The 12,893-nt window shown below is 73.8% G+C and carries 10 protein-coding genes; 2 read left to right on the top strand and 8 right to left on the bottom strand.

Annotation, left to right across the window (positions count from 1 at the left end):
• Nucleotides 1-49: 49 nt before the first annotated feature.
• Nucleotides 50-787: a serine/threonine-protein kinase gene (locus ACQP10_RS23430; RefSeq protein ID WP_433539717.1), complete on the bottom strand. Its 738-nt coding sequence runs from the start codon at nt 785-787 to the stop codon at nt 50-52.
• A gap of 458 nt (nt 788-1,245) precedes the next feature.
• Here ACQP10_RS23430 and ACQP10_RS23425 point away from each other — a divergent pair, with 458 nt between their 5' ends.
• On the top strand, nt 1,246-1,455 hold the full coding sequence (locus ACQP10_RS23425) for a ubiquitin-like protein Pup (RefSeq protein WP_179828145.1): 210 nt from the start codon (nt 1,246-1,248) through the stop codon (nt 1,453-1,455).
• Nucleotides 1,456-1,639: 184 nt separating this feature from the next.
• On the opposite strand, the gene ACQP10_RS23420 is transcribed toward ACQP10_RS23425, so the two are convergent.
• The 7 genes from ACQP10_RS23420 to ACQP10_RS23390 form a co-directional block, all read right to left on the bottom strand.
• Entirely contained in the window at nt 1,640-4,867 is a 3,228-nt protein-coding gene (locus ACQP10_RS23420; protein WP_433539716.1) for an alpha-mannosidase, read from the bottom strand.
• Between the two features lie 86 nt (nt 4,868-4,953).
• Complete coding sequence (locus ACQP10_RS23415) at nt 4,954-6,042, bottom strand: Gfo/Idh/MocA family protein (RefSeq protein WP_346022476.1); 1,089 nt, start codon at nt 6,040-6,042, stop codon at nt 4,954-4,956.
• Nucleotides 6,033-7,241 (bottom strand): CehA/McbA family metallohydrolase, encoded by a 1,209-nt coding sequence (locus ACQP10_RS23410; RefSeq protein ID WP_433539715.1) that lies wholly within the window; start codon nt 7,239-7,241, stop codon nt 6,033-6,035. Before ACQP10_RS23410 ends, ACQP10_RS23415 begins: the two co-directional genes overlap by 10 nt.
• Nucleotides 7,238-8,320 carry an ABC transporter ATP-binding protein gene (locus ACQP10_RS23405; RefSeq protein WP_433539714.1) on the bottom strand — a complete coding sequence of 361 codons (1,083 nt, stop codon included), beginning with the start codon at nt 8,318-8,320 and terminating at the stop codon, nt 7,238-7,240. The genes ACQP10_RS23410 and ACQP10_RS23405 overlap by 4 nt, the downstream gene beginning before the upstream one ends.
• Nucleotides 8,317-9,267, bottom strand: coding sequence for a carbohydrate ABC transporter permease (locus tag ACQP10_RS23400; RefSeq protein ID WP_433539713.1), 951 nt, complete (start codon nt 9,265-9,267; stop codon nt 8,317-8,319). The genes ACQP10_RS23405 and ACQP10_RS23400 overlap by 4 nt, the downstream gene beginning before the upstream one ends.
• Complete coding sequence (locus ACQP10_RS23395) at nt 9,264-10,148, bottom strand: carbohydrate ABC transporter permease (RefSeq protein WP_346022472.1); 885 nt, start codon at nt 10,146-10,148, stop codon at nt 9,264-9,266. Before ACQP10_RS23395 ends, ACQP10_RS23400 begins: the two co-directional genes overlap by 4 nt.
• A 317-nt stretch (nt 10,149-10,465) precedes the next feature.
• Entirely contained in the window at nt 10,466-11,845 is a 1,380-nt protein-coding gene (locus ACQP10_RS23390) for an extracellular solute-binding protein (protein WP_433539712.1), read from the bottom strand.
• A 214-nt stretch (nt 11,846-12,059) separates the two neighbouring features.
• On the opposite strand from ACQP10_RS23390, the gene prcB reads away from it, so the two are divergent.
• Nucleotides 12,060-12,878, top strand: coding sequence for a proteasome subunit beta (prcB, locus tag ACQP10_RS23385; RefSeq protein ID WP_179828885.1), 819 nt, complete (start codon nt 12,060-12,062; stop codon nt 12,876-12,878).
• The last annotated feature ends 15 nt before the right edge of the window (nt 12,879-12,893 follow it).

Below are 12,893 nucleotides of genomic sequence, written 5' to 3'. Positions count from 1 at the left end.
GCGCTGGTGCAGCGGACCCGGGCCAGCAGGACCGAGGCCTGCTCGGCGCTCAGCCTGGCCCGCGGGTCCTTGCGCAGCAGTCCCCGCAGCACCGGCTCCAGGGGCCCGCCCGCCGCGGCGCCCGCGCCGGCCCGCGCAGCGCCTCCGCCAGCGCGGCCATCGAGTTGACCGTGCGGAACGGCGTCTGCCCCTCCACGGCCATGTACAGCGTCGCCCCGAACGACCACATGTCGGCCTCGCGGGTGCCGCCCCGCCCGTGCAGGGCCTCCGGCGCGAGGAACGCGGGCGTGCCCCGCATCGAGCCGCTCGCCGCCCCCTCCGGCGCGGCGAACCCGAAGTCGGCCAGCACCACCCGGTCGCCCGTCAGCATGATGTTGGCGGGCTTGATGTCCCGGTGGATCACCCCGCCGTCGTGCGCGTGCCGCAGCGCGTCCAGCAGGCGCCGTCCCATCGCCGCCACCAGGTCCGCCGGCAGCGGCCCCGCCTGCACCAGCGTGTCGTGCAGGGTCAGCGCCTCCAGGAACTCCATGACGATCCAGAGCCGCTCGGCCTCCTCGGCCAGGTTGTGCACCGTCACGATGCCCCGGTGGCTCAGCCGGGCCGCCATCCGCGCCTCGCGCACCACCCGGCGCCGCCGTTCGACCGCGTCCGGTCCCGGGGGCAGCGGGATCTCCTTGAGCGCCACCTCGCGGTCCAGAAGCATGTCATAGGCACGCCAGACGACCCCTGTCGCTCCTCGGCCGACGGGGGAGGCGAGTTTGTACCGGTTGTCGACGATGGTGCTCACCGGTCAATGATCTCAGTTTTCCACCCCCGCGGGCTAACTGGCACGCCCCCGATCTGTCAGAAAACCCGACCAAGTTGCGAATCTACATCGTAAAGGAGGTCGGCGGAGAGAGTGAAGGTCCAGGCCGTGTGACCGGAGGGAGGCCGCGGAGGCGGGGCGGAGAACGTGCGGGGCCGCTCCCGGCGCGGGGCGGCGCCGGCTCCCCGGCCCGGCCGCCGGGGGCCGCGGGAACGTTCCCGGGTCGGGCCCGGACGGTTTCCCGTTCCGGACAGGGGTGTCGTTGCCGAAAGAAGGGGATATTTGCCTTAAAGGGGACGAACGAGGTTCTCTGGACGGACGACAACCCCTGGGCGGTCGCCGCGGACCCCGGACAAAGATCGGGGGACGATCCGCGCGCAATGTCAGTCGCTTCGGGGAAGATAGGAAGCACAAGCGTCCCCCAGGCGGAGGTGCCACAGATGGCTAGCAAGGACACCGGCGGCCAGAAGCAGACCGGCCGGACCGAACGGGAGGCGGAGGAGACCACCTCGGTCGACACCTCCGACGTCCAGGAGCGCAACGAGAAGCTTTCGGACGACGTCGACGCGATCCTCGACGAGATCGACGAGGTCCTGGAGGAGAACGCCGAGGAGTTCGTCAGGTCGTACATCCAGAAGGGCGGGGAATAGCCGGGGTCACCCGCGTTCCCGCGGCCGGGACGGGAGCCCGTCCCGGCGACGGACCAGGAAGGGACCCGTCCTGGCGGCCGGTCCGCCGAGCCGATCCTCCGGATCCGGGCTCGGCGACCGGCGGCCGGGACGGTCTCCCGGACGGATCCGGCGCGCGGCGGCCGGGGCGGGCCCGGCCCGCCGCTCAACCGATGAGGTGGACCGTCGCGATCTCGAAGGGGCGCAGCGGCAGCCGCACCTCCCCGCCCGCGGCCTCCAGCCGCTCACCCGGCACCCCGAGCAGGTCCGCGCGGCGGGCGGCGATGAACGCCCCCCGGATGACGGCCTCGGTGCCGCGGGGATGCTCGGCGACGAGACGCGCCTCCAACGCGCCGTCCCGCTCGCGCAGCGCCGTGAGCACCACGCCGATGCCCTCGACCTCCAGTCGCGCGCCCGCGCCGTCCAAGGTCCCCTCCGCCGCCTGACCCGCGGGGCCGGCCTCCATCCCGTCCAAGGTTCCTTCCGCCACCTGGCCCGCGGGGCCGGCCTGCGTCCCGTCCAGGGTTTCGTCCACCGCCTGACCCGCCGGTCCGGTCTCCGTCCCGTCCAGGGTCCCCGCCGCTCCGCCGCCCACCGGATCCGCCCCCGTCCCGTTCCCGGCCGTCCCCGCGCCCCGCTCCTCCGCCCGCGCGGCCGGGCCGATGGCCGGACCGCCGCCGGGCACCACCAGCAGGTCATGCCGATACTCCTCGGCCAGCCGCGGCAGCCCAGCCTCGTGCCAGGCTCCGGGACAGGGCAGTACGGCGAAGCGCAGCACGGCCGGCCCCGGGCACTGGGCCTCGGGGGTGGCGATCTGGGGACCGGCGGGCTCGTCGCGGTAGGCGTTGCGGTTGCGTGACAGCAGCCCCACCGACCGCAGCAGGGTGAGCGCCAGTTCCCCACCGGTCAGCTCGTACTCGGTCACCTGGTCCAGCAGGACCGCGAGTCCGCCCGCGGCGACGAAGCCCTCGGCCGGGAAGGTGGGCAGCGGCTCCTCGCCGCAGCCGCCCTCGGCGGCCGTCCCCCGGCGCGTCACCGACAGCTGCCCCTCGGCGAAGGACTCGGCGGCGCCGGGCCGCAGCGGCGCGTGCCAGCGGACCCGGTGGTCGCGGCAGCGGTTGTCGAAGGAGATCTCCAGCCGCAGGTACGGCTCGCCCGCCCTCAGCTCGGCCCTGGTGGTGACGGTGACGTCCTCGCGGGCGGCGGAGCGCCCGTCCTCCTCCTCGTGCGCGGGCCAGGCGTACTCGCGGCGGATCTCCAGCACCGACACCAGCGGCCCGGTGTGGAGGGTCTCGACCTCCACCCGGGACGGGGCGTCCACGAGGACGTCGTGGCGGGGCGGGGCGTGGTTGTAGGTGTCCCCGGCGTCGCCGCCGTCCACGACGCGGCCCACCCCGTGGACCTCGGCGCCGGCGGACCGCAGCGACAGGGTGCCGTCGGGGGCGACCGTGACGCGCAGCAGGCCGTTGTCGAGGACGCCCTCGGCGGAACGCGGCACGTCTCCCGGACGCGCGGCCCCGCCCTCCGCGAACGGGTCCCGCGGGATCCCGTCCGCGGCCCCGTCCTCCGCGAACGGGTCCCGCGCGATCTCGTCCGCGGCCTCGTACTCCGTGAACGGGTCCCGCGGGATCCCGTCCGCGAACCGGTCCTCCGCGGACCCGGCTCCGGTGAGGACCGCTCCCGCCATAGGGTCCTCCACCGCCGGGCTCTCCCCGCCGAAGCCCCCGCCGGCCGCCGGGGTGAGCACCGTACGGCCGAACGCCTCGACGGTGACCAGCGCGGCGACGGTGACGACGGGTTCGGCGACGATGCGCACCCGCCACGGGCCGGGCCGGGCCGCGGCGGCGTCCAGGACCGCCGCGCGCAGGTCGGCGTACTCGTAGCCGGTGGCGGGGTCGCGGGCCACGACGACGGTGAAGACCCCTTCCGGGGCGTCCGCCGGAACCGCTCCGGAGCCGCCCGCGGAAGCCGGCGGCGCCCCCTCCGGGGCCTCGCCCTTCTCCGGGCACGGTGCCGCGGAATCCCCGCCCACGGACCACGAGACGATCCGCTGGCCGAACAGCTCCCGGTCGTGGACCCGGCCGAGGAGCAGCGCGAGGTCGTCCATGACGGTCTCGTCGAGGAGGGTCGGGGCCAGCTCCAGCCGCTGCGCCGCCACGCGGGCCCCGCCGGGGCCGGTCAGGACCGGGCGGGACTCGGGCAGGCCGGCCAGGACGAGGCCGGTGCGCCGGAAGGGGGAGGGGTTGACGACCACGACGGCGTCGCGGGCCGTGCCGGCGGCGAGGGAGGAGGCGACCAGGTCGACGACGGCCTGGCCGATCTGCCCGGCCTCGGCGATGCGGGCGGCGACCTGCTGGGCCGTCTCGTCGGCGCCGCAACCGGTGATGGAGTCGTGGCCGCTGCAGGCGATGAGGCGGCGCCAGGCCAGGTCGAGCAGCCTGGCGGCGACGGTGTCGCCGGGCAGCCAGAGCGCGGCGAGCGGCTCGGCGTAGCGGGCGACGACGCGTTCGGCGCGGGCCATGAGCCTTTTCGCGGGCAGCCGGGCGGAGATGACGCCCGGCAGGATGTTGGCGCGGGCGTGGGAGCGCAGCTCGCCGTGGACGGCGGGCAGCCCGGAGACGCCGGGGTCGTGGGCGGTGACGTACTCCTCCAGGGTGGCCAGGCGCAGCCCGGCGGCGGTGATGTCCGCGGCCGGCGCGCTGTGGTCGGCGCCGTACATGGCCAGCAGCGGGCCCTCGGGGTGCCAGGGCCGCATGATCGAGGCGAAGGCGGCCAGCCGGTCGGCGAGGTCGCCCGCCGGGCCGGTGAACAGGGCGACGGCGTTGCCGTACCCGCCGGGGAGGTACTGGGTGCGGATCGCGGTGCCGTCGGCGCCGACCCAGGCGAAGGCGTCGCGCTCGACGGCGGCGGGCACCCCGCGCCACAGGCAGGCGTGCTCCAGGCCGGCCTGGCGCAGGATCTGCGGCATCTGGGCGCAGTGCCCGAACTGGTCGGGCAGGTAGCCGACGCGCATGGCGCCGCCGAGCTCCTCGGCGCCGCGCATGCCGTACTCCAGGTTGCGGATGAGGGTCTCGCCGGAGCAGAGGAACTCGTCGGCGAGGATGAGCCAGGGCCCGGCGGCGAAGCGGCCCTCGGCGACCAGCCGCCGCACCTCGCCGAGCCGTTCGGGGCGGATCTCCAGGTAGTCCTCCAGGGCGGCGAGCTGGCCGTCCATGGTGAACCGGTAGGCGGGGTCGGCGGCCATGGTGTCGAGGACCTCGTCCAGCAGGCGGACCAGGCCGAGCCGGAAGCGCTGGAACGGCAGGTACCACTCGCGGTCCCAGTGGGTGTGCGGGACGACCACGATGCCGGGGGCGGCGGAGACGTCGGGGACGCCGGCGGTCTCAGGCGTCACGCCTCCCACCTCCGTACGGTGTCCGCGCGGTCGCGGTGCCAGGCGTCACGCGCCTCACCTCCGATGGTGTCCGCGCGGTCGCGATGTCAGGCGTCACGTGCCTCACCTCCGACGGACGGTCCGGCGACCGCCCGGATGATCTGCTGGGCGGCGACGATGTCGGCGAGGGCGCCGTCGAGGCCGGTGAGCGGGGGCGTGCCCTCGGTGACGAGGGCGTGGAACGCCTCCAGTTGCAGCTCGAACGCCTCGGACACGTCGCGGTGGACGGCCCTGACCTCGGCGGCTCCGTCCGGGGAGGAGGAGGTCAGGACGGTGGGGGCGTTCATCAGGTAGGGGGAGGGGAAGACCAGCTCCAGCGTGCCGTCCTCGTGGTGGACGCTGACGGTCTCCCGGTAGGCGGGGTGACCGGGCAGGTAGTGCCAGCGCAGGCCGTAGCGGCCCCGGCGCAGCGCCCCGCTGACCTCCACCGAGGGGCCGTCCCAGGCGGCGGCGTGGTCGACGGTGACGGGCGGGCCGCCGAACGTCCGCAGCAGCGCCAGGTCGTGGCAGAGGCTGCCGAGCACCACGCCGGCGTAGAGGGACCGGGCCGCCGCGGGGGCGTCCGGGCCGAGCGCGGCGTCCAGCGCCGCCTCGTCGGCCCGCAGCCAGGGCGCGAGCGCCTCGGGAGCGGGACGGGAGGGCCGCACACGGGCGAAGGCGAGCTGGGCCTCGCCGGCGGGGTGCAGGACGGTGACGTCGAGGTGCCGTACGGCCCTCCCCGCCAGCAGGGCGGCGGCACGCCGCACGGCCGGGTCGTACTGCTTCATGTAGCCGACCATGAGCCGCTCATCGGCCCGCAGCGGCCCGGCCCGCAGCGCCTCGGCCTCGGCCCGGCTGTAGGCGAGGGGCTTCTCGCACAGTACGGCGAAGCCGGCCTCCAGGGCGGCGGCGACGAGGGCGCCGTGGGACCCGGCGGTGAGCACGACCAGCGCGTCGAAGCCGCCGCGGCCCAGCATCTCCAGGGGGTCGGCGTGCGTGCGGGCGCCGGTGAGGCGGCCCGTGGCCTCGGCCCGTGCCGGGTCGAGGTCGCACACGTCGGTCACCTCGAACAGGTCCCGCCGCCTGGCCAGCAGCGGCAGGTACATCACCTGGGCGGCGACGCCGAGCCCGGCGAGCGCGACCTTCACTACGTGCACAGCGCCATCACCTCGTTGCGGTACGTCTCCAGGCGGTGCGGCCCCGGCCGGGCGGGCAGGACGACCCGGTCGCCGACGACGACCCGCCGGGTGCCGGGTCCCCACAGCACGAGCCCGTCGCCGCCGACGACGAGGAAGTCGTCGCCGTGGCGCAGCAGCAGGGGGCCGTCGGGGGTGGCGGAGACGGCGGTGACGCCCTGGCGCAGCCCGTCCAGGGGGTCGCGGCCGAGCACCCAGGTGGTGGGGTCGCCGGGCGGGTGGCCCTCCTCGGGCCGGTGGTAGTCGCTGCCGCCGACCAGCACGGCCCCGGGCGACCACGCCTGCGTCCAGGCCAGCGGCGCCCCCCAGGTACGGTCCCACCAGCTCCAGTGCCACACCTCCACCGCCGGGGGAGGGGTGCGCATGGGGTGGCGCCAGGCGCAGTCGGCGGCCACGGGATGGTTGACCGACATGATCCCGCCGCGCTCCCCGACCGTCTCGGCCCACCGGTCGGGGGGTTCGCGGAAATCGATCCAGCCGACGTCGCCGAAGACGTTGGCGTGGCCGAGGTCGGTGGTGACCTCCTGGCCGGGGACCAGGGTGATCGCGGCGTAGGTCGCGGCGGCGGGCAGCTCCGCGTGGTGGCTGACGGTGTTGTGGTCGGTGACGGCGAGGAAGTCCAGGCCGCGGTCGGCGGCCAGGCAGGCGAGCTCGGAGACGCCGAGCGAACCGTCGGAGTGGACGGTGTGGGTGTGCAGGTCACCGGCGAGCCAGCGCAGGTCGCCGAGGGCGGGCAGGCCGCGGCGGACCGCGGCGGGGGCCCGCGGCGGCGGTGGCGGGGGCCGCAGCCCGGCGCGGGCGGGCGGCGCGACGGGCGGGGCGAGGTGCGGGATGACCGTCACCTCGTACGGCAGGCCCTCCGGCGGGACGCGGTACAGGCCCAGCAGGACGCGCCACTCGCCGGGCTCGGGCTCGCCGGGCAGGTATCCCGGGGTGGCCCAGCCGGGGGCGACGGTGTACTCCGAGCGGGCGCCGCCGGACCAGCCGCGGAACCCGGCCGGGCCCTCACAGCCGAGGTCCAGCACACCGGCGGAGCGATCGTAGGTCAGGCGGACGGTGAAGGCGCGGGCCCCGGCGGGCAGCTCGAACGGCACGCCGCGGACCGGGCCGGTGACCCGGTCCGCGAGGCTCCAGCGGCCGGTCAGGCGCAGCGCCCTCATGCCCGGCCCACCAGGACGTCGTCGCGGTAGAGCAGGGCGCGGCCCGGGCGGGGGACCGCCCAGGCGGTCGTGCCCAGCGCCGGTTCGCGGCCCTCGGGGACGACGGCCTGGACGAGGTGGCCGGGGCCCTCCAGGGTGACGAGGGTGGCGGTGCCGAGGTTCTCCAGGACGGCGACCTCGCCGGCGAACCCGTCGTCGCGCCGCGTGGTGGACAGGTCGGTGTACTCCGGGCGCACGCCGTACACGATCTCCCCGCCGTCCCCGGCGCCTCTCCCGTCCCCGCCGCCGGGCGGGTCCCCCGGGACCGGCAGTACGGCGCCCGCCACGTGCAGCGCGCCGTCCCCCATCCGCCCGGGCAGCAGGTTCATCGGGGTGGAGCCGATGAAGGAGGCGACGAAGGTGGTGGCGGGGCGGTGGAACACCTCGGCGGGGGTGCCGACCTGGGCGACGCGGCCCGCGTCCATGACCGCGATCCGGTGGGCCAGGGCGAGCGCCTCGCCCTGGTCGTGGGTGACGAACACGGTGGTGACGCCGAGCTCGTCCTGCAGACGCTTGAGGAAGGTGCGGGCCTCCAGGCGGAGCCGGGCGTCGAGGCTGGACAGCGGCTCGTCGAACAGGAACGCCCGCGGGTGGCAGGCGATGGCCCGGGCGAGCGCCACCCGCTGCTGCTGGCCGCCCGACAGCTGCCCGGGGCGCCTGCCGAGCAGCTCGGTGAGGCTCAGCCGGCCGGCGACCTCGGCGGCCCTGGCCCGGCGGCGGTCGCGGGGGACCTTCCTGATCCGCAGCGGGTAGGCGATGTTGTCGGTGACGTCCATGTGGGGGAACAGGGCGTAGTCCTGGAAGACCATGGCGACGTCGCGGCGGCCGGGCGGCAGCGCGGTCACGTCGGTCCCGCCGATGACGACGCTCCCGGAGGTGGGGGTCTCCAGGCCGGCGATCGTCCGCAGCAGCGTGGTCTTGCCGCAGCCGGACGGCCCCAGCAGCGCGAAGAACTCGCCCTCGCCGATCTCCAGGTCGAGGGAGTCGAGAGCCCGGACGCCGCCGGGGAACACCTTGGTCAGGCCGTGCACGGAGATCACTGCTTGATCCCTCCATGGAAGCGGAAGCCGTACCTGCTGCTCACGAACAGGTACATCAGTACCACCGGCAGTGAGTAGAGCAGGGAGAAGGTCGAGATCAACGGCAGGTCGGGCTGGCCGCCCTCGGTGTAGAGGGTGAACAGCACGACCGCGCTGGGCGACTTGTCCGGGTCGCGCAGCAGGATGTACTGCATCAGGAAGCCGCCCCACACGCTGGCCACCGCCCACACCGCCACCGTCGCCAGGCCGGGCCGGACGAGGGGGACAACGATGTGGCGCAGGATCTGCGCCGGCGAGGCGCCGAAGACCCGCGCCGACTCCTCGTAGGAGGTGGGGGTGGCGTCCATGAAGTCCTTGAGGATGAAGATCGCCGCCGGGAGGAGGCCGCCGGAGACGACGAGGATGACGCCGAGATGGGTGTCGACCAGACCGAGCCGGGTGGCCAGCTCGAAGATCGGCACCATCGCGGCGGTGCCGGTGACGACCGACGACAGGAGCAGCAGCACGTACAGCAGGACGTCGCGGCCGGGCACCCGGACCCGGGACAGGGCGTAGGCCGCCAGGGCGGCCAGGACGACCACGAGGACCGCCGCGCCGCCGGCCTGGATGACGGAGTTGACGATGGAGCCCGCCGCGTAGGGGTTGGCGAGGATGGCGCGGAAGTTGGCCAGCGTGAACTCCGGCACCGACACCGTGATGGAGGGGTGGGCGTCGAACGGCGCCGAGGCCAGCCAGAGCATCGGCAGCGCGAAGAAGGCGGCGACGAGGGCGAGGAAGGCGGCCGAGGAGATCCGGCCGAGCGCGTGCCGTACGGGCGCGTGGCGGACGGGTGAGCGCCGGCCGGGCGCGGGCCCGACGGGTACGGCGGGGCCGGGCGGGGTCCGGGGCCCGGAACCCCCGGCGGGTCCGGGGCGGGCACCGGGTTCCCCGGCGGGTTCGGGACTCACACGGCCACCTCCCGGCGGTTGCGCAGCAGGCGCAGGTAGGCCAGCGCGAAGACGAGATTGATCAGGAGGATGAGGAAGGACACGGCGGCGCCGAAACCGAGCTGCCCACCGCGCAGGGCGGTGTTGTAGACGTAGAACGGCAGGATCTCCGACCGCCCCTCGGGGCCGCCCGCGGTGATCAGGAACGGCGTGAAGTCGTTGAACGTCCACAGGCTCGTCAGCAGCACGTTGGTCAGCACGTGCCCCCTGATCTGGGGCAGCACCACGTCCCGGAGTCGCTGCAGGGTGGAGGCCCCGGCCAGGCGGGCGGTCTCCAGGTGGGAGACGGGCACGTTCTCCAGCGCCGCCGAGTAGAGCATCATCGAGAACGCGGTACCCCGCCAGGTGTTGAACACGATGATCGACAGCATCGGATGGTCGAGCAGCCAGGCGGCGCCGGGGGTGCCCAGCAGGGCGTTGAGGGTCCCGCCGTCGCGGTCCAGCAGCGCGATCCACAGGAACGCCACCACCGAGCCCGGCAGGATCCACGACAGCAGCACCAGTCCCTCGACGACCCGCCGTACGGTCCCGCGCCGGCCGCGCAGCGTCCATGCCAGAGTGAAGCCGAGCCCCGCCTGCCCGATGACCGCCGAACCGAGGACGTACTGCGCGGTCAGCCAGAAGGAACTGCGGAACCGCTCGTCGCCGAGCGCGGCGGTGTAGTTGGCGGTTCCCACCACCTGCGGGTCCGCCGCCGCCAGGCCGGTCAGCCGGTAGTCGGTGAGACCCAGGTAGATGGTCCACAGGGCGGGGAACACCAGGAAGACCCCGATGAGCACCAGCGCCGGCAGCGCGAACACCACCGCCCGGCTCCTCCCGAGGCCGGCCGCGTCTGTACTCATGTTGTGCTCATGGCGACGCTGCGCGTCGCGGCTCGGGGGCTGGTGTCCGGTGTCTTCCCTCGTTGTGTTCATGGCGACACTGCGTGTCGCGGCTCGGGGGCTGGTGTCCGGTGTCTTCCCTCGTCACTTCGTCGCTTCGCTCCTTCGTTCCTCGGTCCAGACACCGGCGCCCCCTCGCTGTGCTCATGGCGACACTGCGTGTCGCGGCTCGGGGGCTGGTGTCCGGTGTCTTCCCTCGTCACTTCGTCGCTTCGCTCCTTCGTTCCTCGGTCCAGACACCGGCGCCCCCTCGCGGTCCAGACACCGGCGCCCCCGAGCTAGTTGGTGACGTTGGCGGGGTTGCCGGAGAGGCGTTCCAGTTTGGTGCGGTAGGCGGTGGCGGCCTCCTCGACGGACCTGCCGGAGACGACGTCGGCCGTGGCCTCCTGCAGGGCGGCCGACACCTGGGGGTAGAGGGCCAGACCGGGGCGGTAGGCGGTGATCGGCAGGATCTCCCGGGAGACGAAGCTCAGCAGCGGGTCGCCGGCGAGGACCTCGTCGTTGACGTCGGAGCGGGAGGTGACGCGGACGGCCCCGGCCAGCTCGGCCTTGACCGCCTCGGCCGAGTGCAGGAACGCCAGCAGCCCCCACGCCTGACGAGGATGCCTGGAGAAGGGGTTCAGCACCCGTACGGCGCCGCCGGACATGCTGACGAAGTCCTGGCCGCGGATTCCCGCGCCGGGCGTCCTCGCGGGGATCTTGGCGTATCCCACGGCCTTGTCGCGGTCGGCCATCGGGGCCACGCCGGCCTTGGGATCGATCACCGAGCGCCAGAAGTAGTCGCCCTCGGCGAGGATACCGATCTTGCCGGCGGCGAACTCGGCGAAGGACTTGTCGCGGCCCTTGGCCTCCTGCTGCAGCCTGGGGTCGCCCAGGCCGCCCGCGTAGATCCGCCGGTAGAGGTCCAGCACGTCCTTGACGCCCTGGGAGGCCCCGGTCCACTTGCCGTTCGCGTAGATCTCGGTGCCGGTGCCGGCCAGCAGCGGCAGCGCGCCCTGCATCGAGGTGGCCTCGCCCATCGCGGTGCCGGCGTTGATCTGGATCGGCGTCACGCCGGGCAGCCGGCGCAGCGCCGTCCCGGCGTCGAGGATCTCCTGCCAGCTCCTGGGCTGCCACTTCTCCGGCAGGCCGGCCTTGGCGAACAGGCTCTTGTTGTAGTAGAGGATGCGCCCGTCGGTGCCCTGCGGCACGCCGTACCTCTTGCCCTCGAAGACGCCCAGGCCCTGCACCGCCTCGGGGATCTGCCGCCAGCCGTCCCAGGAGTCCACCGCGGCGCCGCCGACCTCGCCGAGGGGCTTGATGTACCCGGCCTGGGCGAACTCGCCGACCCAGATCCCGTCGAGGTCGATCACGTCGGCGCCGGTCCTCGACTTCAGGTCCAGCGCGACCTTCGTCTTGTACTGCTCGTCGTCCACGCCGTTGGGCTGGAACAGCACGCGCACGTCCCGCCCCGCCTGCTTCTGCGCGGCCTCGAATCTCGGGATCACCCAGTTCTTGATCCAGTCGGCGCTGACCGAGTTCTTGCCGCCGGAGATGGCGTTGGCCGTGATGGTCAGGGTGACGCCTCCGTCGGAGGGGGAGCCGGAACCGCAGGAGCAGAGGGCGAGCACGGCGGCTGCCAGGGTCGATATCAGGACAGGCCGATGGAAGGGTCTCACGTGACCTCCAGGGGGAGGTAAGGCATGTCACGACAACTCGACGATTACACAGGCTTACACGGGCGTAAAGATTCAACGGGAGGGACACAGGTGGTTCGCGCTGAGCTGATCGAGGGAAGTGCAGACAGCACGGCAACGTGAGTAAGGTCGGGCCATAAGGGACCGCACCTTTGGAGGGAGTCGCGTGGGATCGCACAGGGACCTGCCCGCCGGCATGGTGAATCACATCTTTACCGACACCGGGAGTTCCTCGTTCTCGGAGTTCGTCAGGTCCCACGCGCCGGACTTGCTGCCGGGCCGCAACGAGACGCTGGCGGCCCCGGTCGGCGACCAGATCCCCCATGCCACCACGATCGTCGCGGCGACCTGCGCCGGCGGCGTGGTGATCGCCGGGGATCGGAGGGCGACGTCGGGCAACATCATCTCCCAGCGTGACATGGAGAAGGTGTTCCGCCTGGACGACCATTCGGCCATGGGCATCGCCGGCGCGGCGAGCACCGGCATCGAGCTGGCGCGCCTTTACCGGGTCGAGCTGGAGCACTACGAGAAGCGCGAGGGCCGCTCGCTGTCGGTGGCGGGCAAGGCCAACCGGCTGGCCACGATGATCCGCGGCAACCTGCCGATGGCGATGCAGGGCCTGGTCGTGGTCCCGCTGTTCGTGGCCTACGACCCGAACGGCGACAGCGGTCGGATCTTCAGCTACGACGTGGGCGGCGGGCCGTACGAGCAGCACCAGCACCACGCGATCGGCTCCGGCTCGATCTTCGCGCGGGGTTCGCTGAAGAAGCTGTACCGCGAGGGAGCGAGCCCGGAGGACACCGTGCTGACGGTCCTGCAGGCCCTCTACGACGCGGCCGACGACGACTCGGCGACCGGCGGTCCCGACGTCATCCGCAGGATCTGGCCCGTCGTCGCGGTGCTCACCGCCGACGGATACCGCCGCCTGAGCGACGACGAGATCGCCGAGAACGTCGAGGCGATGGTGGAGAGCCGGAAGAGTTCCCCCGACGGTCCCACCGCTCCGCTGCGTTAACACGAGAGGATCACC

The organism is Streptosporangium sandarakinum (assembly GCF_050942225.1).
Lineage (GTDB): Bacteria > Actinomycetota > Actinomycetes > Streptosporangiales > Streptosporangiaceae > Streptosporangium > Streptosporangium nondiastaticum.
This window is presented reverse-complemented; position numbering and strand designations above follow the sequence as displayed.

Coding starts and splice junctions, on each gene's coding strand:
- ACQP10_RS23425 (WP_179828145.1), top strand. CDS start 1,246: ATGGCTAGCAAGGACACCGGCGGCCAGAAGCAGACCGGCCGGACCGAA.
- ACQP10_RS23410 (WP_433539715.1), bottom strand. CDS start 7,241: ATGAGGGCGCTGCGCCTGACCGGCCGCTGGAGCCTCGCGGACCGGGTC.
- ACQP10_RS23395 (WP_346022472.1), bottom strand. CDS start 10,148: ATGAGTACAGACGCGGCCGGCCTCGGGAGGAGCCGGGCGGTGGTGTTC.
- prcB (WP_179828885.1), top strand. CDS start 12,060: ATGGTGAATCACATCTTTACCGACACCGGGAGTTCCTCGTTCTCGGAG.